The organism is Telluria sp. GW821-FHT07G12 (genome assembly GCF_059418525.1).
The window spans coordinates 121,981-145,055 of sequence record NZ_JBWKQA010000009.1; the positions used below are offsets into that span (position 1 = coordinate 121,981).

General features: G+C 65.9%; 19 protein-coding genes and 1 tRNA gene. 12 read left to right on the forward strand and 8 right to left on the reverse strand.

From position 1 onward, the window contains the following. A tRNA-Arg gene (locus AC07PE_RS25300) sits at positions 1-77 on the forward strand. A gap of 449 nt (positions 78-526) precedes the next feature. Continuing rightward, a complete protein-coding gene (locus AC07PE_RS25305; protein ID WP_498769754.1) occupies positions 527-1,105 on the forward strand; it encodes an FxDxF family PEP-CTERM protein in 579 nt (192 codons plus the stop codon). 58 nt (positions 1,106-1,163) lie between these two features. Here the strand turns inward: AC07PE_RS25305 and AC07PE_RS25310 are convergent, their stop codons facing one another. Both AC07PE_RS25310 and AC07PE_RS25315 read right to left on the reverse strand, forming a co-directional pair. Next, complete coding sequence (locus tag AC07PE_RS25310; RefSeq protein WP_498769756.1) at positions 1,164-3,077, reverse strand: sensor histidine kinase, YfiR-like protein-associated; 1,914 nt, start codon at positions 3,075-3,077, stop codon at positions 1,164-1,166. Further along, positions 3,074-3,685, reverse strand: a complete 612-nt coding sequence (locus tag AC07PE_RS25315) for a TOL_0243 family YfiR-like periplasmic protein (RefSeq protein WP_498769758.1) — start codon at positions 3,683-3,685, stop codon at positions 3,074-3,076. Before AC07PE_RS25315 ends, AC07PE_RS25310 begins: the two co-directional genes overlap by 4 nt. Before the next feature lie 393 nt (positions 3,686-4,078). Between AC07PE_RS25315 and AC07PE_RS25320 the strand changes: the two genes are divergently transcribed. From AC07PE_RS25320 to AC07PE_RS25330, 3 genes are all read left to right on the forward strand, one after another. After that, positions 4,079-4,918 (forward strand): response regulator, encoded by an 840-nt coding sequence (locus AC07PE_RS25320; RefSeq protein ID WP_498769760.1) that lies wholly within the window; start codon positions 4,079-4,081, stop codon positions 4,916-4,918. Between the two features lie 213 nt (positions 4,919-5,131). Further along, the gene (locus tag AC07PE_RS25325; protein ID WP_498769762.1) at positions 5,132-8,122 is read left to right on the forward strand and encodes a hybrid sensor histidine kinase/response regulator; all 2,991 of its coding nucleotides are present in this window, start codon (positions 5,132-5,134) and stop codon (positions 8,120-8,122) included. A gap of 144 nt (positions 8,123-8,266) precedes the next feature. Further along, a complete protein-coding gene (locus tag AC07PE_RS25330; protein ID WP_498769764.1) occupies positions 8,267-9,286 on the forward strand; it encodes a response regulator in 1,020 nt (339 codons plus the stop codon). A gap of 227 nt (positions 9,287-9,513) precedes the next feature. On the opposite strand, the gene AC07PE_RS25335 is transcribed toward AC07PE_RS25330, so the two are convergent. Further along, entirely contained in the window at positions 9,514-9,960 is a 447-nt protein-coding gene (locus AC07PE_RS25335) for a hypothetical protein (protein WP_498769766.1), read from the reverse strand. Positions 9,961-10,225: 265 nt separating this feature from the next. Between AC07PE_RS25335 and AC07PE_RS25340 the strand changes: the two genes are divergently transcribed. After that, entirely contained in the window at positions 10,226-11,866 is a 1,641-nt protein-coding gene (locus AC07PE_RS25340) for a response regulator (protein WP_498769768.1), read from the forward strand. 46 nt (positions 11,867-11,912) lie between these two features. Here AC07PE_RS25340 and AC07PE_RS25345 read toward each other — a convergent pair whose 3' ends face one another. Continuing rightward, a complete protein-coding gene (locus tag AC07PE_RS25345; protein ID WP_498769770.1) occupies positions 11,913-12,431 on the reverse strand; it encodes a hemerythrin domain-containing protein in 519 nt (172 codons plus the stop codon). A 161-nt stretch (positions 12,432-12,592) separates the two neighbouring features. Here AC07PE_RS25345 and AC07PE_RS25350 point away from each other — a divergent pair, with 161 nt between their 5' ends. After that, the gene (locus AC07PE_RS25350) at positions 12,593-13,297 is read left to right on the forward strand and encodes a sensor histidine kinase (RefSeq protein WP_498769772.1); all 705 of its coding nucleotides are present in this window, start codon (positions 12,593-12,595) and stop codon (positions 13,295-13,297) included. 114 nt (positions 13,298-13,411) lie between these two features. Here AC07PE_RS25350 and AC07PE_RS25355 read toward each other — a convergent pair whose 3' ends face one another. Together AC07PE_RS25355 and AC07PE_RS25360 are read right to left on the reverse strand one after the other, a co-directional pair. Further along, positions 13,412-14,881: an NAD(P)/FAD-dependent oxidoreductase gene (locus tag AC07PE_RS25355; protein ID WP_498769774.1), complete on the reverse strand. Its 1,470-nt coding sequence runs from the start codon at positions 14,879-14,881 to the stop codon at positions 13,412-13,414. A gap of 101 nt (positions 14,882-14,982) precedes the next feature. Beyond that, positions 14,983-15,525 (reverse strand): hypothetical protein, encoded by a 543-nt coding sequence (locus AC07PE_RS25360; protein ID WP_498769776.1) that lies wholly within the window; start codon positions 15,523-15,525, stop codon positions 14,983-14,985. Between the two features lie 137 nt (positions 15,526-15,662). Here AC07PE_RS25360 and AC07PE_RS25365 point away from each other — a divergent pair, with 137 nt between their 5' ends. The 3 genes from AC07PE_RS25365 (at position 15,663) to rhlE1 (ending at position 17,858) form a co-directional block, all read left to right on the forward strand. Further along, positions 15,663-16,328, forward strand: coding sequence for a hypothetical protein (locus AC07PE_RS25365; RefSeq protein WP_498769778.1), 666 nt, complete (start codon positions 15,663-15,665; stop codon positions 16,326-16,328). A 43-nt stretch (positions 16,329-16,371) separates the two neighbouring features. Continuing rightward, positions 16,372-16,503, forward strand: coding sequence for a hypothetical protein (locus tag AC07PE_RS25370; RefSeq protein ID WP_498769780.1), 132 nt, complete (start codon positions 16,372-16,374; stop codon positions 16,501-16,503). An 89-nt stretch (positions 16,504-16,592) separates the two neighbouring features. Next, complete coding sequence (rhlE1, locus tag AC07PE_RS25375) at positions 16,593-17,858, forward strand: RNA helicase RhlE1 (RefSeq protein ID WP_498769781.1); 1,266 nt, start codon at positions 16,593-16,595, stop codon at positions 17,856-17,858. A 13-nt stretch (positions 17,859-17,871) separates the two neighbouring features. On the opposite strand, the gene AC07PE_RS25380 is transcribed toward rhlE1, so the two are convergent. Next, positions 17,872-19,209, reverse strand: coding sequence for an MFS transporter (locus tag AC07PE_RS25380; protein ID WP_498769783.1), 1,338 nt, complete (start codon positions 19,207-19,209; stop codon positions 17,872-17,874). Positions 19,210-19,342: 133 nt separating this feature from the next. Here AC07PE_RS25380 and AC07PE_RS25385 point away from each other — a divergent pair, with 133 nt between their 5' ends. Both AC07PE_RS25385 and AC07PE_RS25390 read left to right on the forward strand, forming a co-directional pair. Further along, complete coding sequence (locus AC07PE_RS25385) at positions 19,343-21,460, forward strand: sensor histidine kinase (protein WP_498769785.1); 2,118 nt, start codon at positions 19,343-19,345, stop codon at positions 21,458-21,460. Positions 21,461-21,465: 5 nt separating this feature from the next. Beyond that, the gene (locus tag AC07PE_RS25390; RefSeq protein WP_498769787.1) at positions 21,466-22,065 is read left to right on the forward strand and encodes a response regulator transcription factor; all 600 of its coding nucleotides are present in this window, start codon (positions 21,466-21,468) and stop codon (positions 22,063-22,065) included. An 87-nt stretch (positions 22,066-22,152) separates the two neighbouring features. Here the strand turns inward: AC07PE_RS25390 and AC07PE_RS25395 are convergent, their stop codons facing one another. Continuing rightward, on the reverse strand, positions 22,153-22,977 hold the full coding sequence (locus AC07PE_RS25395; protein WP_498769789.1) for a LamG-like jellyroll fold domain-containing protein: 825 nt from the start codon (positions 22,975-22,977) through the stop codon (positions 22,153-22,155). Positions 22,978-23,075 lie beyond the last annotated feature (98 nt).

Consider the following 23,075-nt stretch of genomic DNA (forward strand, 5'->3'; position numbering starts at 1 on the left):
GCGGCTGTAGCTCAGCTGGATAGAGTACTTGGCTACGAACCAAGGGGTCGTGGGTTCGATTCCTGCCAGCCGCACCACTTTTTCGATGAGAATGGCTCAGAAAGCGATTTCTGAGCCATTTTATTTGCCTCTTCCATACGCTCATCCATACGAGCAGTCCAAGCCGGCAAGTTTTTTGCCGAGCGTTCAATAAAAGTTCGCCAACGGAAATGAACTCGGCCGAGGAGATTCTCGCGTCTGCAAGTAGGATCGATCCTACAAATACTTGGCAACCCTGATAAGTTTTTCTACTCGTTAATGCAATCAGACCCGCCTCCTCTATGAGAATCGGGTAGAAGTCGAGTCCTGTCGGAAATTATTGATCGGACGCATTTTTCCTCGCAGAAGCGCACACATTAGCCGTTTTTCACGCGCTTTATCGACGTTTTGCTACGATGAAGTTCCCCGATTCTTGAAAAACCAAGCTGCAGGACGCAGCTGTTTCTTTGCGAGGTAAGAAATGAATAAATCTTTGATCGCTGGTATCGTGTTTGCTACCGCAACCTTCGGTTCGTCGGCCGTCATGGCACAGACGACCCCGGCACCTACCGCCACCGTTATCGGCAACACCCCGCAGGTCCTGGACCTGACCGATGGCAGCGGCTTCTTCGGTGACACCTTTGCCATGAACAACAATGGCGCCACCTTTGCCGACCACTTCACCTTCTCGGTGACCGGCACCACCAGCATGAACTTCGATGCCATCGTTTCGTCGATCAGCCGCACTGCAGACACCGGCCTCGATTTCAGCGCCCTGTCGCTGTATCGCGTTGGCGGCGGCACCGGCACTGGCGGCACCGCTGGTGATACCCTGGTCACCTCGGGTACTTCGCTGCACTCGGGTGAAATGGATGTCTGGACCCTGTCCAGCGACAACCTGGCCGCCGGCGACTACTACGTCCTGGTGAGCGGTAACCTCGTGTCGGATACCTCGGCCTCGTTTGGCGGCGCCGTGATGCTGGCTCCGGTTCCGGAACCTGAAACTTACGGCATGATGCTGGCTGGCCTGGGTGTCCTGGGCTTCCTGGCTCGCCGCCGCAAGCAGGCCGCGAACCAGGCTGCTTGAGTTCCAGCGTCCGTCTACACGGCATTGGAGCGGAGGTGCGAAAGCGCTTCCGCTTTTTTTATGTCCGCAGCTTCTTGATCAGGCTGCGGTTGCCGAGGATTTCCTCGATCTGCTCGAAGCGGACCGGCTTGACCATGTGGTGATCGAAGCCGGCCTCGAAGGCCAGCTGGCGGTCCTTCTCCTGGCCCCAGCCGGTCACCGCGATCATCACCGTCATCGCGCCGCAGGACAGGCCGCGGATGCCGCGCGCCAGGTCGTAGCCGGACATCTGCGGCAAGCCGATGTCGAGGAAGGCGTAATCCGGGCAGAAGCGCTTGGCCGCGGCCAGCGCATCCGGGCCGTTGTGGGTGATGACCACGCTGTGCCCCATCGCCGTCAGCAGCGCGCCGATGCTGTTGACGAAGTCGACGTTGTCGTCCGCCAGAAGGATGCGGTAGGTCTCGCCGCCGATAAAGGCCGCCGGGGTTGGCTTGGCCGGCAGCTCCGGATCGACCACGATCGGCAGGCGCACCACGAACTGGCTGCCGTCGCCCAGGCCGGCGCTGTGCGCCTCGATCGCCCCGCCGTGCAGTTCCACCAGCTTGCGCGCCAGCGACAGGCCGACACCCAGGCCGGCGGTCGAGCGCTCCAGCGTCGAATCGACCTGTACGAACATCTCGAACACGGTGTTCAGCATGTCCGGCGCGATGCCGATGCCGGTATCCGCCACGACCACCACCAGGGTGCGGTCCTCGACGGTCGCCTTCAGGCTGACGCGGCCGCCGCGGTTGGTGTACTTGGCCGCGTTGTTCAGCAGGTTCGACAGGATCTGCGCCAGGCGCGTGGCGTCGCCGTTCAGGAACACGGGGCGGTCCGGCAGGTCGATCTGCAGCTCGTGGCCGTGCAAGTCGATGTAGGGGCGGACCACCTCGAGCGCGTCGTTGACCACCGCCTTCAGCTCGACGCGGCCGGACTTGATCGTGAACTTGCCGGTGTTGATGCGCGAGACGTCCAGCAGGTCGTCAACCAGGCGCACCATCTGGCGCAGCTGGCGTTCCATGATGTCGGTGGCGCGCTGGGTGGCCTGGGCGTCGCCGCTGCGCAGGCGCAGGATGTCGAGGCCGGTGCGGATCGGCGCCAGCGGATTCCTCAGCTCGTGCGCCAGGGTCGCCAGGAATTCGTCCTTGCGGCGGTCGGCCACGATCAGCGCCTGTTCCGCGCGCTGACGCACCTGCATCTCGTGTTCCAGCGTGGCGTTGGCTTCCTGCAGCGCGTCCGAACGGCGCCCGATCTCGGCCAGCATCTCGTTGAAGGCGTCGATCAGCACGCCGATCTCACCACTCTCCTTGCCCGGCACGCGCAGGGCATAGTCGCGCCGCTGCATCACCTGGCGCGCGACGCTTGTTACGGATTCGAGCGGCCGCGTGATCGCTTCCTGCAGGCGCGAGGCGACCAGCCAGGCGATCGCCAGCGCGCCCAGCATCACCGCGCCGAGGATGGCGCCGTAGCTGAGCAGGCGCTCGAACAGGCCGTAGCGCGAGCGCAGGTAGACGGTGCCGACCATGTCGCCGTTCTCGACGATGTTGCGGAACACGACCAGCTCGCCGCCTTCGATGCGGTAGCCGGAAGCCTGCGGACGCGGCGGCAGCCGGGTCGCGCTGCCCGCCGTGCCCGGCGCCACGTAGCCGGCGAAGCGGGTACCGTTGCTGGTATAGATGGCGGCTGCGAGAATTTGCGGGCGTACCCGCAGCACCGCCAGGTTCTGGCGCGCCGTCTCCTCGTCGTTGAAGGCCAGCGCCGGCGCGGTCACGCGCGCCATGATGTCGGCCTGGGTCATCAGGTCGTCGGTCCAGTAGCGCTGGAAGGCGCGCAGGTCGACCAGCAGCATCGCCACCGAGGCCGCCACCAGGGCCGCCAGCGTGGTCGACACCGCCATCAGGATGAGTTTGCGGCGCACCGAGTTGTCGCCCGCCTTTGCGATCGCGCCTGTCATTGCAGCGCTCCTTTCTGCACCCGGTTCGCCACCGTCAGCAGGCGCGAACTGAGTTTGATGCCATTGCGTTCCGCCGCGTCCAGCGCGACGTCGAAGCGCACGCGTTCGTCGACGATACGGAAATTGATCGCGCTGCCCTGCTGCAGACCGCCTTCGCATTCGGTCACGACCAGCAGCGCGTTGCCGGCCCCGCGCACCAGGCGCCCCACCCGGCCGCCATCGAGGCCGCCGATGAACAGCAGGTGCACCGGGGTCCCCAGCTCGGACTCGCGCAGCACGCGCACCACGATCGGACGGTTGTTCACGGTGCGCCCGCTGACGATGCGCGCCAGCTCGGCGGCCAGGTCGTCGGCGCCGAGCACGCCGATCGTGACATGGCTGGCGGTGTCGGCAAAGGCGCCCGCGGGGAATTCGGCATAGCCGAGGAATTTATACAGGAAGGCCGCCTTCACGCGCCGCTCGAGGGCCGGGCTGGTAACGGCATTCTCGGCCCGCGCCGGCGGCAGCAGGCCATGCTCGCAGCACAGGGCGGCGGCGCACAACAAGGTCCAGCCGGCCAGCCGGTGGCGCATGCCGCGGTTCGACGAAGAGCTCGTTGGACGGTGCATCGGCCGGGTCAGGAATCGAAGACGTCGGTTAACGTGGCGGCCCGCAGGGCAGCGGGACGCGACCCGGACAGTAGTAAATACAGCGAGGAACTCTTCATCATCTTGCTATCGTAGAGCATTTTCCCGAGTGCACCAAGCGTGCGCGAGGGGAAGCACACTCAAGCGGCCTCTGCTGTGCCATTTAGACTATTAATAACTGTCATTACTAATATAAATTGGATTTATTTTTTGCGATGCAGCATGATGCTCATGTCTCCTCTATTCTCCTCCAAGGATAGATTCAGCCCGCTCCCTGAGCGGGCTTTTTTTTGCGCGCGTGCGCGCCGCCCCCGCTTTCCGATTTGGTGTAGGATTTCGTTCTTTTCGTTTAGATAACAACATTTACATCCTGCCATGATCCAACCCGGACAATCCGCCCGCTCCTCCAGCGCCTATGACTGGTCTGCCACCCGGCTCGGCGATCCCGGACAATGGCCATGGCCCCTGCGTATGGCGGCCGACCTGCTGTTCAACCTGCCGCTGCCCGCGCTGCTGGTATGGGGCCGCGACATGACGGTGGTCTTCAACGAGGCCTACGGCGCCCTGGCCGGCCCCGGCTACGGCAAGCTCCCGGGCGGCAACGTGCCGCCGGTAATGCCGCCGCCGCTCGCCGTCGCAAGCAATGAACTCGAGCGCGCCTGGAATGGCGAAGCCGTCATCGCCGGCGCGCGCTCCTTCGGCTTTGCCGGCGTTGCCGCGGGTGCGGAAGCGACGCACGATCTCCACTTCACGCCGCTGCGCTCGGCGGACGGCAAGGCCGACGGCGTGCTGTGCGTCCTGGCGCCGGCCACCGCCGCCGCCGGCGCTGCCGAGCAGGCCGCGGCCGGTCCGCTGCGCATCCTGGTGGTCGAGGACAACGTCGATTCGCAATACCTGGTCTGCGAGATGCTGCGCGCCTTCGGCCACCATGCCGACGGCGTCGGCCACCCGGACGATGCGCTGGCCCGCCTGGCCGCCGGCCGCTACGATGTCCTGTTCACCGACGTCAGCCTGCCCGGCATGTCGGGCGTCGAACTGGCGCGCAAGGCAGTGGCCGATGCCCCGGCGATGCAGGTGATCTTCGCCTCCGGTTACGGCGATACGCTGCTGCGCCACGTCGAATTCCCCTACCTGTCGCTGCAAAAACCCTACGAACTCGACCAGCTTCAGGCGGCACTCGACAAGGTGGCCGGCCAGAAGCAGGCACGTGCCTGAGGCGGGCAACGGTGTGCATCAAACCGCCTGCGCTGGGCTAGAATTCATGTACGGCTTGCCAAGTACGCAGGGCGGGACCGTCCGCGCTTCCCGCGCGGCAGGCCCTTGCGCACGCACACAGCCACGGAACATGATTCAAATCGCTTCTACCTGCAGCACCCCTAGAGCCTCCGCGCCAGTCCGGCCCGGCACGGCGACGGCACAGGAGGCGCGATGAGCGACGAGCTGAGCCAGGCCAGGGAAGCGCTGCGCCGTGCCAACGAGCGCATGGAAAACATGCTCGAAAGCCTGACCGACGGCTTCTGCGCCGTCGATCACGACTGGCGCATCACGTACATCAACGGCCGCGCGCTCGAGATGCTGTCTCCGCTGCAGAAGACGCGCACCGAGCTGATCGGCCAGGACCTGTGGGACGCCTTCCCGGAACTGCGCGGCAGCGCGCTCGAAACCCTCTACCGCAATGCCATGGAGCGCCACGCAACGGCGATCCAGGAATTCTTTTATCCGGCGCTGCGCCACTGGTTCGAGGTGCGCGCCCTGCCCTCGCCCGAGGGCTTGACCCTGTACTTCCAGGACATCGATCGCCGCAAGGCCGACCAGCAGGCTCTTCTGCTCAGTAATAACAGGCTCCAGGTGACGCTGGCGGCCGGCGGCCTGGGCGACTGGCGCTGGGACGCGGCGAGCGACCAGCTGACCCTGGGCGAACGCGCCGCCGCCATCTTCGACCTGCCGGCGGAAACGCCGCTGGCCTGGACCCAGCTGCGCGCCCGCCTCGATCCGAACGACCGCGAAACCGTGCGCCGCGCGGTGCTGCAGGCCTTTGCCGGCCAGAGCGAGGTCGATCTCGAATGCCGCCTGCTGGGCGACGGTGGCGAGGCGCGCTGGGTAACCCTGGTCGGACGCGCGGATTATGCGCAGCCGAACCGCCGCGAAGGCGTACTGGGCATGACCGGCGTGGTGCAGGACATCAGCGCCCGCAAGAGCGCCGAAGACACCCTGCGCCAGAGCGAGGAAGTGCTGCGCGCGCTGGCCAACACGATTCCCCAGCTGGCCTGGATGGCCCAGGCCGACGGCGCCATCGTCTGGTTCAACGAACGCTGGTTCGACTACACCGGCACCACGCCCGACCAGGTGGTCGGCTGGGGCTGGCAATCGACCTGCGAGCCGACCGTGCTGCCGCTGGTGCTGGAGCGCTGGCAGGCCAGCGTGCGCAGTGGCGACCCCTTCGAAATGGAATACCCGATCCGCGGCGCGGACGGCAAATACCGCTGGTTCCTGACGCGTGTGAATCCGGTGCGCGACCGTCACGGGCGGGTCGCGCGCTGGTTCGGCACGAATACCGACGTCGACGAAGTCAAGCGCGCCGAGCAGGCGCTGCGCGACGAGTCGCACGTGCTGGAACTGCTGAACAGCACCGGCAGCGCCCTCGCCTCCACGCGCGAACTGCATTCGCTGCTGCAGGCGGCCACCGACGCCGCCACCGGCATTGCCGGCGCCCGCCACGGCGCCTTCCTGTACCACGGCCGCGACGGTGCGGACGGCAAGATGTTCTCGCTGTACACGGTGTCCGGCGCCAGCACCGCCGAGTTCGAACCCTTCGGCGAGACCGGTTCGAACGCCCTGTTCGGGCCGGGCGTGGCGGCGCCGGGCCAGGCGCTGCAGGAAGTCTTGCGCGCCGACGATATCGCCCAGGACCCGCGCTTCTCCGGCCACTCGCTGTTCGGCGTGCGGGCCGGCACGCCCGCCGGCCATCCGCCGGTGCGCAGCTACCTGGCGGTGCCGGTGATCGCACACTCGGGCGAAGTGCTGGGCACCATGTTCTTCGGTCACCCGGAACCAGGCGTGTTCACCGAACGTACCGAGCGCATCGTGCGCGGCATTGCCGCCCAGGCTGCGGTGGCGATCGACAATGCGCGCCTGTACGAAGCGGCCCAGCGCGCCGCCGAGGAGCGCAAGGTACTGCTCGAGAACGAAAGGCTGGCGCGCGCCGAAGCCGAGCGCACCAGCCAGATGAAGGACGAATTCCTGGCCACCCTGTCGCACGAGCTGCGCACCCCGCTGTCGGCCATTCTCGGCTGGGCCCAGGTGCTGCGCCGCGGCAGCCGCGACCAGAACGACCTGGCCAAGGGCCTGCAGACCATCGAGCGCAATGCCCGCGCCCAGGCCCAGCTGATCGAAGACTTGCTGGACATGAGCCGCATTACCTCGGGCAAGGTCTTGCTCGACATGCAGGTGGTGGGGCCGACCGGCTTCATCGACGCCGCCATCGAGACCGTGCGCCCGGCCGCCGACGCCAAGAACATCCGCATCGAGAAGCAGTACGTGGACGATCCCGGCATGATCGCCGGCGACCCGGCGCGCCTGCAGCAGGTGGTGTGGAACCTGCTGTCGAACGCCATCAAGTTCACGCCGCGCGACGGCCTGGTCGAAGTACTGCTGACGCGCAACGAGGCGAACGTCGTGATCACCGTGCGCGACAACGGCGCCGGCATCAAGCCCGAGTTCATCACCCACGTGTTCGAGCGCTTCCGCCAGGCCGACGCTTCGATGACGCGCCGCCATGGCGGCCTGGGCCTGGGCCTGTCCATCGTCAAGCAGCTGATCGAGCAGCATGGCGGCACCGTGCGCGCCGAGAGCCCCGGCGAAGGCCGCGGCGCCAGCTTCACCATCGAACTGCCGCTGGCCAAGCAGCAGCCGGCGCCGGCCCGCTCGGCGCGCGCGGCCATGATCCTGCCGAACCCGAGCACGCCGGACATGACGGTGCGCAACCTGAACGGCGTCGATGCGCTGGTGGTCGACGACGACCGCGACAACCGCGAGCTGATCAACCGCATCCTGACCGATTGCGGCGCCACCGTTCATATCGCCGCCAGCGCGCGCGAAGCCTTTGCGCGCTTCAAGGAATGCACGCCGAACCTCTTGATCAGCGATCTCGGCATGCCCGAAGTCGACGGTTTCGAGCTGCTCGACTGGGTGCGCCACCTGCCGATCGAGCAAGGCGGCCAGGTCCCGGCGATTGCCCTGACCGCGTTTGCCCGATCGGAAGACCGGTTGCGCGCACTCGAGGCGGGATTCTCCGCGCATATTTCGAAGCCCGTCGAACCGAGCGAATTGATCGCTACCGTGGCTTCGGTGGTGGGCCCGACGGCGCCGCTGGTACACCGCGTTGCAGCCCCTGCCATAGGGCAAAACAGCGTCCGCTAATGTGCGGTTGTTGTTCCTACCCACGCACGCGGCGCTGTCCTACAAGAAATTCTGTGGCGTTTGCTAGACTAGAAAAAGTTGCAGTAGAGGTGGGTTCGGAGTAGTGTTGTCCGGGCCGTTAGCCTCGATTTGACGAGATTACGCATGCCAAGCCGCCAAGACATCCTGAACGCAAAGATTCTGGTCGTAGACGATTCGCCCGACAATATCGAACTCATGGAAGAGATATTGAAGGAAGAAGGCTACACCGATGTCAGCTCCACGATGCTGCCGGAGCAGGTATGCCCATTGCATCGCGAACATAACTACGACCTGATCCTCCTCGACCTGCAAATGCCGGGCCTGAACGGCTTCCAGGTGATGAAGGGCTTGAAGGAGATCGAGCAAGGCGGCTATCTGCCGGTATTGGCGCTGACCGCCCAGCCCAGCTTCAAGATCGCCGCCCTCGAGGCCGGCGCCCGCGACTTCATCAGCAAGCCTTTCGACCTGCTGGAAGTGCACAAGCGCATCCACAACATGCTCGAAGTGCGCCTGCTCTACAAGGAGCTGGCCCAGTACAGCCGCGCCCAGCAGGAACTGGCGCTGCACGACGCCCTCACCGGCCTGCCCAACCGGCGCCTGCTGGAAGACCGCATCGAGACCGCCCTCCAGCACGCCAACCGCAACCACCACAAGGCGGCGGTGATGTACCTGGACCTGGACGGCTTCAAGGCGATCAACGACACCTATGGCCACGCCTATGGCGACGAGATCCTGAAAATGGTCTCGCAGCGTCTGCTGTCGAACTCGCGCAAGGAAGACACGGTGGCGCGCCTGGGCGGCGACGAATTCATCGTCCTGCTCGGCGACATCCACTGCCTGGCCGACGCCCAGGGACCGGCGGCCAAGCTGGTCGAGGCGCTGTCCGAGCCCTTCTTCATCAACGACCTGACCCTGCAGCTGTCGACCAGTATCGGCATCAGCATGTATCCGGACGACGCCGAAAACGTCACCGACCTGATCAGCATTGCCGACTACGCTCTGTACGAAGCCAAGCGCTCGGGCAAGAACCGCTTCTGCGCCAACGGCAACGCGGCGCGCCAGGCGGCGCAGGCCGTCAAGCCGCAAGGGCCGGCGGTGACGCCGTCGGCCTCGGCTGGGGTGGAGCTGGCGCAGCATCGCTGAGCCAATCAATCAGATACCGTCATTCCCGCGCACGCGGGAATCCATACAAAACGTCCAAAGCTACCTACGTCGGGATAGGACGTGGCGTATCACATTTACCGATTCCTGATATTCAGCATGGATCCCCGCTTTCGCGGGGAGTCGGGCTGGGCAATGCCCGGCGCGACAGCAAAAAAAACAGGCGCAGCCGTTTCCAGCTGCGCCCGCCTTATTCAACAAACGAACAATCAGGCCGCGCCGGCCGTCTTGTCTCCGCCCTGCCCCAGGGCATTGCTACCGATGGCTTGCTGGTTGCTCGCCTCGATGGCGGCAGCACCCTGGTGGTCCGTGCTGGCGTCGACCTTCTCCGGCGGCACTTCGATGCGGGTGATGCTGGATTGGATGGACACCGGGTCGCTGGCCGGGAAGGTCATCTCGACGGCGTCGTCGATCAGGGTTTCCTTGGCCACTTCCCCGAGCGGCTCTGCTTCGGCCGAGGCCATCGTGCGGATGGCACGTGCGTATTTCACGGCGCGCAGTTCAGCCAGTTCGCCGATGGTGTTGATGCCAAACGCGTCGCGCAGGGCGTTGGCCTGTTGCTCGGTGATGCCGCGAAGGGCCGTGACCGGCTGGTCGACCAGTTCGCGGAAGCATTTGTCGTGATGGGTATCATTTACGATGATTTGAATATTCATGTCTGTCCTTTCAAGTTGGCGCCTGTCTTCCATTGACACGGTTGAACCAGACACGTTTTCACTATCTCACAAGCGTCGCGGCTTAGTATGTGCGGCACCGAACCATGGTACGGGGGTGCGCACGATTGATTTTTTGTTGCAATTCGCCCGTGTTATCATGACCAATTGCAACACTTTTTCCGGATTTATTTTGCAATGGGGCATGGTCTGCTATCCTTTGCAAAGTTTGTGAATACAATGCGTTGACCCTTCTGGTCCGAAAGCCGTGCCGAACACCGATAAGCCGAAAATCCTCGTTGTCAACGACGATGCCGCCAGCCTGCTGGCGCTCACCAGCCTGCTCGAGCAGTGGGCCGAGGAAAGCAATTACGAAGTACTGTCGGCCCGTTCGGGGCAGGATGCCCTGCGCCAGGTGCTGCGCCACGATTTCGCAGTCATCCTGCTGGACGTGAACATGCCGGGCATGGACGGCTTCGAGACCGCGGAGGCGATCCACCAGCGCCCGCGCTCGGCGGACATCCCGATCATCTTCGTGACCGCCTTCCTGGCCGACGAGATCGACCGCCTGAAGGCCTACCAGCGCGGCGCCGCCGACTTCCTGTTCACTCCGGTCATTCCGCAGGTGCTGCGCGCCAAGGTGCAGGTATTCGTGGCGCTGGCCACCAAGAACGAGCAGCTCAAGCGCCAGGCCGAAAAGCTGTCGCAGCGCACCACCGAGCTGACCGCCACCAACAAGCGCCTGGTGCGCGAGATGGAAGAGCGGCGCGCGGCCGAGCGCAAGAGCAGCGCCAAGGACGAATTCCTGGCGATGCTGGGCCACGAGCTGCGCAACCCGCTGTCGGCCATCAGCAGCGCCTCTTCCCTGCTCGGCATGCCGGGCGCCGGCGCCGAATCGATCGGGCGCGCGCGCCTGATCATCCAGCGGCAGACCCAGCACCTGTCGCGCATCGTCGACGACCTGCTCGATCTGTCGCGTGCGATGTCGGGCAAGATTCTGCTGTCCAGGAAACGCATCGACATCGGCCCGCTGGTGTCGAGCTGCCTGGACACCTTCCGCGCCACCGGCCGCACCGCCGGCTACCAGCTGAGCAGCAAGGTCAACGCCGGCTGGGTCGACGGCGACCCGACCCGCCTGGAGCAGATCGCCACCAATCTGATCGACAACGCGCTGAAATACACGCCCAGCGGCGGCAACATCGAGATCGCCATCGACACCGTCGGCGAAGAAGTGGTGCTGACCGTGCGCGATTCCGGCGTCGGCATTCCGCCCGACCTGCTGCCGCATGTGTTCGACGTCTTCGTGCAGGGCTCGATCTCGATCGACCGCTCGCAGGGCGGCCTGGGCATCGGTCTGTCGCTGGTGCGCCGCCTGGTCGAGCTGCACGGCGGCAGCGTCGGCGCCACCAGTGCCGGCAGCGGCGGCGGCTCGACCTTCGAGATCCGCCTGCCGCGCGCGGAGCCGGCCGTGGCGCAGGAGCCGGCGAGCGACGCCGTCGCGGTGGCCGCCAAGCCGACCGTGCTGCTGATCGAAGACAATGACGATGGCCGCGAGATGATGGCGACCATGCTGGGTTCGTATGGCTACGCGGTAATCCAGGCGCGCGACGGCCTGGAGGGCGTGAAGCTGGCGACCGCCGAGCCGCCCGGCGTCGCCCTGGTGGATATCGGCCTGCCCGGCATCGACGGCTACGAGGTCGCACGCCGGCTGCGCCAGCATCCCGCCACCGCCGACATCCGCCTGATCGCCCTGACCGGCTACGGCCTGGCCGAAGACCAGCGCCGCGTGCTGGACGCGGGCTTCGACCTGCACCTGGTCAAGCCGGTCGACCTGGCGACCCTGCTGGCGCGCCTGGCCGAGCCGGCCGAACCGGCTGCAGCACAAGCAGCGAGCCCAGCCAACGTATAAAAGCCTGCTCGCGCAGGCTTTTATTTGCGCCAGGCTTTTTACCTGCTTACAGGGTCGACAGGATTTCCTGCTTCCGCTGCGCCATTTCCTGGCCCAGCGCGAGAAGGTCGAGGCCGCTCTTCCTGGCTTTCGGGAACATTTCCTCTTCCTCTTCCTTGACGTGGTGTTCGATCTCCTCACCCAGCACCTTGACCTTGGCGTCGTACAGGTCTTCGTCCGGGTCCATTTCCTGCAGCTGCTGGATCAGGTCCTTGGCGGCCTGGTGCTCGACCACGGCCTCGTCGACCATGTCGTCCGAATCCTTGACGTCTTCGCGCACCGCCGGATAGAAGATTTCCTCCTCGATCTGGGTGTGGGCGATCAGTGACTGGCAGATCTTCTCGACCAGCTTCTGCTTGCTGGCCTTGGCGCGGTCGCCCAGCTCCTCGAACTGCTTGAACATGTCCGAGACTTCGCGGTGGTCGGCTTTCAGCAGGGCGATGGCGTCCTGCCCGCTGATGTTGGCGGCGTGGATGGCGGCGTTTTTGGCGGCGTTAGCGGAAGTTGCATTCGACTTGTTGCTCATGGTATTCCCCCTCTTGATTGGATGGCTGCGCTTCAAGCAGTAGGCCCAGCTTCGCCCAAGAAAACCACGGCGACTGTACGGAAACACACACAGGAATTTCCTGCGCGCCGCCCGGAGCGAAGCTGATGTATCATTTTGGGAAACATTATTTGGTTGCTTTCATGAAAGCCTCGGTACCCCAAGCACCTTCACCCAATCAGGATGGCGAGTCGGCCGCGCGCGTCGCGGAACTCACCGAGCTGCTCGGCCATCTCACCACCTGCTGGGACGAAGAACGGCGCCTGCTGGCGCGGCGTCTGCACGACAGCCTCGGCTCGTCGATGACGGCGCTGACCATGCACCTGGGCCTGCTGTCCTCACACCTGAAGGAGCAGCCCCAGCGCGACCGCGCGGCGCAGATGAAGCAGCTGCTGAACAACATCATCGAAACCAACCGCAAGATGCAGCTGGCGCTGTGGAACGACAAGCTCGAATTCCTCGGCCCGAAAGCCGCGATTGCCGAGCTGGTCGTCGAATGGGGTCAGGAGAACGGCATCAAGGCGCGCGCCAGCCTGCCGGACGAGGAACCTGAGTACTCGCGCGCGCAAGGCGTGGCCCTGCTGCGCGCCGCCGAGGAAGGCCTGCGCAACGTGGCCGCCCACGCCAGGGCCAGCGAAGTCGAGGTGATCCTGGACGACGACGGCGACCAGGCGATGCTGACGGTGCGCGACAATGGCGTCGGACCGGAGGCGAACGCGGGCAGCTCGCTGAGCTGCCACGGGCTGCGCCTGCTGCGCGAACGGGCGCGTCTGCTGGGCGGATCGGTGACGCTTGGGCCGGGCCCGGAGGGTGGTACGGCTTTGACGCTGGTGCTGCCGAAGCAATAACCCGACGTCATTCCCGGCACTGCCGGAAATGACTTCCCGCGCAGGCGGGAATCCATACGTCGCGTGCTTAGTGGCTCAGCATGGGTTCCCGCTTTCGCGGGAACGACAGCAAGTTCAATGCAGCTTTACCAAAGGCGTCGTCCGCCGGATCAGAAAGCGCGCCACCGCCAGCACCCCCGTCCGCATCGAGCCCAGGATCGCCTGGTGGTGCATCAGGTGCAGACTCAGATACATGATCCGCGCCAGGAAGCCCTCGACGAACCAGCTCGCACGTAGCGAGCCCATCAGGTTGCCGACCGTGGTCTGGTGCCCGATCGACACCAGCGAGCCGTAATCCTTGTAGACATAAGGGTCCTTCGGCGGCGCCTGGCCGGCATCCAGGTTCACCAGGGTCTTCAGCACGTAGTCGGCCTGCTGGTGCGCTGCCTGGGCGCGCGGCGGCACCGGCTTGCCCTTGCCGTCGACGCAGGCGGCGCAGTCGCCCAGCGCGAATACCCCTTCCACGCCTTTCACGCGCAGGCGGTCGTCGACCTCGATGGCCCCACCCTTATTGGTCGGCAAGCCCAGCGAAGCGAGGACTTCCGGCGCGCGGATGCCCGCCGCCCAGACGCAGATATCGGACGGGTACACGTTGCCGTCCTTGTCCGTGACGCGATCGGCTTTGATGTCGGTGACCCGGCAATCGGTGACCACGCGGATCGCGCGCTCGTCGAGCAGGCGCGCGGCCGAGGCCGAGACCTTCTCGGGCAGCGGCGCCAGGATGCGCGGCGCGCCTTCCAGCAGGGTGATGCGGACGTCGCGCTGCACCTGCAAGCGGTTGAAGCCGTAGGCGGCGTAGGCGCCGGAGGCTTCACGCAGCTCCGCCGCCAGTTCGACGCCGGTGGCGCCGCCGCCGATGATCACGATGTCCAGGCCGTTGGCCGGGCGCTGCGGCGCCAGGCCCGCATCCGTCACCGTTGCGGCTTCGTTCGCGGTGAGGGTGGCGTCGGCGGTGGCCGCGCGCGCGCCCCCAGCGGCCGCGTCCGTCGCGATCACCCCGGACTCGAAGGTGCCGGAACCGACTGCCTTGGCCACCGCCACGCCGGGATTCGACGCGCCCTGCCCCTTGGCCTCGGCGGCGCGGGCGAGCAGGCGCAGCAGGCGCAGGCGGAAGCGTTCGGCGTCTTCGGTGGCATTCAGGGATATCGTGTGTTCGCGCGCGCCGGGCACGCCGAAGTAATTCGAGGTGCTGCCGACGGCAATCACCAGGGAGCGGTAGGAAATCGTGCGCGCGGGGAAGATCTCTTCGCCATCGCTGGGCGCGCTGACCGCACCCACGCTCAGGACCTTGTTGGCGTGATCGAGCGCCGTCATGGCGCCGTAGACGAAGGTGAAGCCGCGGTCGTGGGCCAGCATCTGGTAGGACAGGCCCTCCTGGTGGATGTCCAGGGTGCCGGCCGCGACCTCGTGCAGCGAGGGCTTCCAGACATGGTAGAGCCGGCTATCCACCAGCATCACCTTGGACGGGCCCAGCTTGCGGCCCAGTTTGCAAGCAAGCTCCAGCCCGCCTGCCCCGCCTCCTACGATCACAATCTCGCTATGCAAGTCTGCCTCCGCGGTAGCGCCCGGATTGCCGGGCTAACAACAACAGTCTACTACGGAGGCGGAAACGCCGCTGGCGCGGGCGTCATTACAGCAGGGACAGCTTAGTCATGACCGCGGCCATGGCCGTGACCTTCGCCATGCCCGCGTCCATGGTCTTCGCCGTGTCCGCGTCCATGACCCTCGCCGTGACCACGGCCATGCTCTTCCCAGCGGCCGCGGTCGGGGCCACGTTCATGGCCACGGTCGCGGTCGCGGTACTCGACGCGCTCGACCACGCGCACTTCCGGACGGCGATAGCCGCCGCCGTGGAAATGCTCCCGGTAGCGCGGCACGTAGGTGTTGGTGTACCAATCGTCGCGCACGAACAGGACCGGGCGGCCGCAGGCGTCGTAACGGCCGCAGAACTTCGACCAGTGCTTGCGGTGGCCCGGCGGCACGCGCAGGTAGACCGGCTCCGCCGCGTAATACGGCACCTGGCGCACGATCACCGGCTGCGGCGCGTACAGCACGGGCTGCGGCGCAAAGTCGCCGATGTCGACGCGGCCGTAGAAGCCGGGCTGGCCGACGCTGATGCTGACGTTGGTCTGGGCCAGGGCCGGGAAAGCTGCTGCGCACAGCGCTGCGCCGAAGATGAAGGATTTCATGGGTTTCTCTCCATATAAGTATGTGGCGAGTTTACCAAACGAAATGTCACCTTCCGTTCGCTGCAACACATAATTACATCCGTTACCGATACAATGCCCGGTTTCCATTTCCAAATCTTGAAGGCTGAGCGATGTTCATGAAATACCTCCCCCTCGCGGCGCTGTTCCTGGCCGGCGCCGCCCAGGCGCAAGTCGGCATTACCGCAGACCTCGGCACCACCGGCGCCGGCTTCCACGTGGTGGTCCCGATGGAGTCCAACCTGAACGGCCGCTTCGGCGCCAACTATTTCAAGCACGACTTCGACCGCCACAGCGGCCAGGTCGACTATGCGGTCAAGGGCAAGCTGCAAACCTTGGACATCCTGTTCGACTGGTATGTGCGCGAAGGCAGCCCCTTCCACCTGACGGGCGGCCTGGTCTACAACGGCAACCGCTTCGACGCCAATGCAGCCCCCAACGGGCTCGGCGAGCTGACCCTGAACGGCCATAGCTATTATGCGCCCGACGTCGGCATCGTGAAGGGCCGCATCGAGTACCGCAAGGCCGCTCCCTATCTGGGCATCGGCTGGGGCAATGCGCTCGCCGCCGCCAACAAGAACCACTGGAGCTTCAACGCCGACCTCGGCGCCTTCTTCCAGGGCAATCCGAACGTCAAGCTGGGCGGTTACGGCTGCACGATCTCGAAAGCGCTCTGCGACGCCATCGCCACCGATATCGCTGTCGAGCGCCTGCGCCTGCAGGACGACGTCAGCAGCTTCAAGGTCTATCCGGTGCTGCGCGCCAGCCTGAACTACGGCTTTTGATTTATCTCGCGTTCAGCGCTAGGATGTCTGCATGGAGGGGATCATGCACAATCATCCGCTGCGCTGGAGCCTGGTGCTCCTGGTCTGCCTGATGGCGGTGGCCTGCCAGGACCGGCGCGAGCCGGTCAAGCCGACCGTCGATCTGTCGGGCGGCAGCCTCGTCATCGCATCCTGAGCCCGCGGGCATCCGCGGCTCGCACCCGCCGTCCCGCCCGGCGGCACGGTACACTGTCGCCTTTTCATCCATAAGAACATAAGCCGCCCATGTCGTTCGCTTCGCTCGGCCTGATCGACCAGATCGTCCGCACCCTCTCTTCCCTTTCGTACACGACGCCGACACCGGTGCAGTCGCAGGCGATTCCCGCCGTGCTGGCCGGCCGCGACGTCATGGCCGCGGCCCAGACCGGCACCGGCAAGACCGCCGGCTTCGCCCTGCCCCTGCTGCAGCGCCTGGTAACCGACGGCATGCAAGTCAACAGCAACTCGGCCCGCGCCCTGGTGCTGGTGCCGACCCGCGAGCTGGCCGAGCAGGTGCACGAAAGCGTGCGCGCCTACGGCGAAGGCCTGCCGCTGCGCACTATGGTGGCCTACGGCGGCGTCAGCATCAATCCGCAGATGATGCGCCTGCGTAAGGGCGTCGACGTGCTGGTAGCCACGCCCGGCCGCCTGCTCGACCTGCAGCGCCAGAACGCGCTGCGCCTGAACCAGGTGCAGACCCTGGTGCTGGACGAAGCCGACCGCATGCTGGACCTGGGCTTTTCGCGCGACATCGACCAGGTCCTGGCCCTGCTGCCGAAGAAGCGCCAGACCCTGCTGTTCTCGGCCACCTTCTCGGACCCGATCCGCGCGCTGGCGACCAAGCTGCTGCGCGACCCGGCCGTCATCGAGGCCAGCCCGCGCAATACGACCGTCAAGGCGATCCGCCAGTGGATCGTCCCGGTCGACAAGAAGCGCAAGCCCGAGCTGTTCCTGCACCTGCTGAAGCGCCACGCGTGGACCCAGGCGCTGGCCTTCGTGAAGACCCGTAAGGGCGTCGACCAGCTGGTCGAGCTGCTGGAGGCAAAAGGCATCTCGGCCGACTCGATCCACGGCGACAAGCCGCAACCCGCACGCCTGCGCGCGCTCGAGCGCTTCAAGGCCGGCGAAGTGCGGATCCTGGTGGCGACCGACGTCGCCGCGCGCGGTCTCGACATCGACGAGCTGCCGGTGGTGGTGAACGTCGACCTGCCCATCGTGGCCGAGGATTACGTGCACCGCAGCGGGCGTACCGGCCGCGCCGGCGCCTCGGGCGAGGCGGTGTCGCTGGTCTGCGCCGACGAGGTGCAGCAGCTGGCAGCGATCGAGGCCCTGACCGGCCAGACGCTCGAACGCAAGGAAGAACCGGGCTTCTCGCCCGACCACCGAGTACCGGAAACGAATGCCGGCGGCCAGATCGTCAAGAAGCCGAAGAAACCGAAAAAGCCGAAGCACGGGGCTTCGGCCAAGGGTGAGGCGCCGGTGGTGCAGGAAGACGTGCGGTTTAGACGTTGATGCGCGGCGCTGATTAGGCCTTCATCTCCGCATCGATCTTCGACTGCTTGCTGGTATCGCGCATGAACCAGCACACCGCCAGCGTGCAGGCGATCACCGCGGTCGCGTACCAGTAGAAGCCGCTCTCCATGTCCTCAGCCTTGAACCACAGCGCCAGGTACTCGGCGGTGCCGCCGAACACCGACACCGCGAAGGCGTAGGGCACGCCGACGCCGGTGGCGCGGATCGAGGCCGGGAAAAGCTCGGCCTTGACCAGCGCATTGATCGAGGTATAGCCGGACACGATGATCCAGGCGCAGGCGATCAGGATGAAGGCCTCCCACGGGCCGCTGGCGTTGCGGATCGCGGTGAGCAGCGGCACGGTGAACAGGGTGCCGAGCAGCGCGAAGCCCACCAGCAGCGGACGGCGGCCGATACGGTCGGACAGCGCGCCATACAGCGGCTGCAGGCACATCGCGAACAGCAGCGAGGCGGCCGAGACGGCGGTGGTCTGCGCATCCGTCAGGCCGACCGACAGGCGCAGGAATTTCTGCATGTAGGTGGTGTAGACGTAGAAGGCCAGGGTGCCGCCCATGGTCAGGCCGACCACCAGCAGGACTTCCCGCGGATGCTGGGCCAGCTGTTTCAGGCCGCCCATCGCCTTGGCCTTCTTGCGCGCGGCTTCGAAGGATTGCGTCTCCGGCATGTCGTGGCGCATGCGCAGGGCCAGCAGCGCCAGGCAGGCGCCGGCCAGGAAGGGAATGCGCCAGCCCCAGGCCTTCAGCTGTTCGGCGTCGAGCAGGTAGCGCTGCAGGACCAGCAGCAGGAGCAGCGCCATCAGCTGGCCGCCGATCAGGGTCACGTACTGGAAGCTGGTGTAGAAGCCGCGGTGCTTCGAATCCGCCATCTCCGACAGGTAGGTGGCGCTGGCGCCGTACTCGCCGCCCAGGCTCAGGCCCTGCAGCAGGCGCGCCAGCAGCAGGATGCAGGGCGACAGGATGCCCGCCGTCGCATAGGTCGGCGCGCAGGCGATCAGCAAGGAGCCGAAGCACATCAGCAGCACGGAGGTCATCAGGGCCTTCTTGCGGCCGAGGCGGTCGCCGATATGGCCGAACAGGATGCCGCCGATCGGGCGCACGAAGAAGCCGAGGGCGAAGATGCCGGCGGTGGACATCATCTGCGCCGTCGGGTCCTGCTTCGGGAAGAACGAACTCGCAAAATACAGGGCGAAGGCCGAGTAGCAGTAGAAGTCGAACCACTCGACCAGGTTGCCGGCGGAGCCGACGAAGATCGCGCGCAGGCGCTTGCCGGAAATGCGCTCGCCGGCCTCGGCGCGGCCGTCGAGGGCCGGTTTTGTTGTGACAGTGTTCATTGTTGTCTCCTTTTCCAAGGGCTCCACTATCGCGGCCGGGAGGCCGGCGCGCATCCGCAATCTTGTCGCGCCGGCCTCCGTAAAACTACGGAGGGGTGTTCTCAAGGGGCGGCGCAGCTGTTATCGTCTGCCGATGTTCATCACAAATCACTGGCGCAAGCTGCTGGCCGCGGTGGTCGCGCTGGTCCTGATCGCGGCCGCCGGCAACTGGGCCGAGCAGCGCGAGCTGCAATCCCGGACCGAGGCCCTGCGCCAGGCCGCCAGCGCGAACGCGCTGGGCCTGCGCGGCATCGTCGAAAAGCACAACTTCCTGCCGCACGCCGCCGCACGCCACCCGGACGTGCAGCAGCTGCTGCGCACGCCGGCTGACGCGGCCCTGCGGGCGCGCGTCAACGCCTACTTCGCCGACCTGCAGTCGACCACCGGCGCCGCCGCGCTCTACCTGGTCGACCGCGAAGGCCTCACCCTGGCCGCCAGCAACTGGAACCTGCCGTCGAGCTTCGTCGGCCAGTCCTACCGCCAGCGCCCCTATTTCGAAGACGCCCTGCAGGGCCGGCGCGGCCTGTTCTACGGCCTCGGCCTCACCACCGGCCAGTCCGGCCTGTTCATCGCGGAACCCGTGCGCGTGCAGGGCGGCATCGCCGGCGTCATGGTGGTCAAGATCAGCCTGGAGCCGCTGCAGGCGGCCTGGATGCGCGGGCCCGATCCGGTGCTGCTGCGGGACAGCCGCGGCATCGTGTTCCTGAGCGCCGTGCCGGCCTGGCTGTTCCACGCGATCCGCCCCGTTCCGCCGCTCGAGGCGCGCTGGGTGGCCGAGCACGGCCAGTACGGCAAGCGCAGCCGCTTCGAACCCCTGCCATGGCAGATCGAGCCGCGCAGCGACACGCCCGGCTATGTCGTGCGCACCGAGGTCGACGGGCGCCGCATGAAGCTGCTGGCCCTAGACACGCCGTTGCCGGAACTGGGCTGGACCCTGACCGTCACCACCGACATGCAGGAAGTCCTGCAGGCGCGCCAGGCCGCGCTTGCCCTCGGCGCGCTGGCGGTGGCACTGCTGCTGCTCGCCGTGCTGTACTGGCGCCTGCGCGAAAAACGCTTCGTCGAGCAGCGCGCCGCCCGCCTCGAGCTGGAACACCGGGTCGAAGAGCGCACCCGCGACCTGGAGGAAGCCCACGCCTTCCGCAAGGCGATGGAAGACTCGCTGCTGGTGGGCATGCGCGCACGCGACAAGGAAGGCAAGATCATCTACGTCAATCCGGCCCTGTGCGCGATGGTCGGCTACAGCGCCGAGGAACTGCTGGGCCGCCGGCCGCCCTACCCGTACTGGCATCCGGACGACCTCGAGAAGCAGGCGCGCGAAAGCGACGACGCCCTGCGCGGACGGGCCGCGCCGCACGGCTTCGAATCGCGCCTGCGGCACAAGGACGGGCACGACGTGATCACCATGGTCTACGCGGCGCCGCTGGTCGACGCCCAGGGCGTGCACCGCGGCTGGATGAGCTCCGTGGTCGACATCACGGCCCAGAAGCAGGCCGAGGCCAGGCAGCGCGACCAGGAACTGCGCCTGCAGCGCAGCGCGCGGCTGGCGAGCGTCGGCGAGATGGCTTCCACGCTGGCGCATGAACTCAACCAGCCGCTGATGGCGCTGTCGAATTTCGCGGTCGCGGCGCGGGCGCTGGCCGCGCGCGGCGCTGCGGACATGCTGCCCGGGGCGCTGGACGAGATCGTCGATCAGGCTAAGCGCGCCAGTGAAATCGTCAAGCGGGTGCGCGCCTTCATCAACCCGCAGCGGGCGCATTACGAAAGCCTGACGATGGAGAGCGTCGTCACCCATGTCGAGACGCTGCTGAAACCCGAGCTGCAGGCACTCGGCGCCGGCCTGCGCCTGATGCTGAAAGACGCCTGCGCGCCCCTGCGCGGCGACCGGGTGCTGCTCGAGCAGGTCCTCGTCAACCTGATCCACAATGCCATGCACGCGATGCAGGACCGGCCCAAACCCCGCATCATCGAGCTCGAGACCCGGCGCGTCGACGAAGGACTGCGCGTCACCGTCGCCGATCACGGCCCGGGTATTCCGCCCGAACAGCTCGAGCTGGTGTTCGCGCCCTTCTTCACCACCCGGGCGGATGGACTGGGCCTGGGACTCAACATCTGCCGCACCATCGTCGAAGCCCATGGCGGTTTCATGACCGTCGGGAACCGCCCCGGGGGCGGCGCCGCCTTTTCCTTCACGCTGCCCGCCCTATCATGAGCACCATGAAAGACCTGCCACTGACCCTGTACGTCGTCGACGACGATGAAGCCCTGCGCCGTTCGCTCCTCCTGCTGCTGTTTTCGCAGGGACTGGCGGTACAGGCCTTCGACTCGGGCGAAGCCTTTCTCGACGCCGTCGACATGCGCCAGCCCGGCTGCGTGATCCTCGACCTGCGCATGGGCGGCATGAGCGGCCTGGCCGTATTCGAGCGCCTGCTGGCCGAGCACAGTCCGCTGGTGACGCTGTTTCTGTCCGCGCACGGCGACATCCCGACCGCGCTGGAGGCGGTGCGGCGCGGCGCCTACGACTGGGTCGAAAAGCCGGACACCCAGCAGCTGCTCGACAAGCTGCCCGCCGCCATCGCCGAGGCCAGAGCCCGCGCCCAGGCGCTGCGTCTGTGGGCCGAGCTGACGCCGCGCGAACGCGAAGTGGCGCGCCTGGTGGGCCTGGGCCAGCCGAACAAGGAGATCGCGCGCATCCTGGTCCCGCCCTGCGGCCCGCGCTCGGTCGAGACCCACCGCGCCAACATCTTCAGCAAGCTGCAGTGCGCCAACGACAATGAGCTGGGCCGCTGGCTGGCGGCCCATCCCTGGCTGGATTAGAGGCAAGTACGGCGAAACGATGCAACGCCGCCACGGGGGCCTTACGCGCTGGCGAATGCCGGGATGGGCCGCTGAAGCCTGACGCCATCAGCCCTGCTTGCGCTTGCGCCGCGCGGCCAGCAGACCGGCCAGGCCGACGCTCATGAGCAGCAGGCTTTCCGGTTCGGGCACGTCGGCGGCAGCGATGCCGAACTCGCGGAAATCGTTGGCGGCGATCTTGCTCAGTTGCGCCGCGCTCAAGGCCTGGTCGAAGATGGCAGTGTTGTCCATCTGGCCGTCGAAGAATTCCGCGTTGACCGTCTTGCCGATCGCGAAATTGACGTTATACGAATATAGACCGTAGCCATAGCGCGATGCCACTTCCGTGCCGTCGATGTAGATGGCGTTACGGTTGGTCATGGCATCGAAGGTCGCCGCGACGAAGTGCCAGCCATTGCTGCCTGCACCCGTGGTCAAGTCGCTACTTGCGTTGCCGCTGAGGTCGTTCGCCCACCAGTAGTTGTGCAGCTGCTGATTACCATTCATGCGCAGGGCCACGACCAGATTGTTGTAGCCATAATAGCCCCAGCCGACGATGCCGCCCGCGTCGCCGCCACCCGCCGTATCCGGGTTGATCCAGGACGCGATCGTATACGAACTGTTGCCGGTCGGCAGGCCGTTGACGTAACCGGTCGGCGAAACGAGGTCGGCGTTGCCGTTCAGGTCCATGCCACCGCCAAACTTGCCGGCGACACCAGTCGGCGTACCGAAACCGGCAGTCAAATTGTTGCCCTTGCCGCTGCTGTCCTTGCCGAGGTTGCTAGCATCGTCGTAAGTGTACAGGCCGACGAGACCGGCATGAGCGCTCGGCGCCAGAGCCGACATGACGATACCGACGGACAAAGCGGCTGCGCGGAGGTTGAATTGAGGCATGATATATTTCCTAAGTGAATTTTTATTGCTTCAATTAAAGCAATTGTTATGCCTGGAATAAAATATTTATGAAAAACAATAACTTATATTTTTGAGCA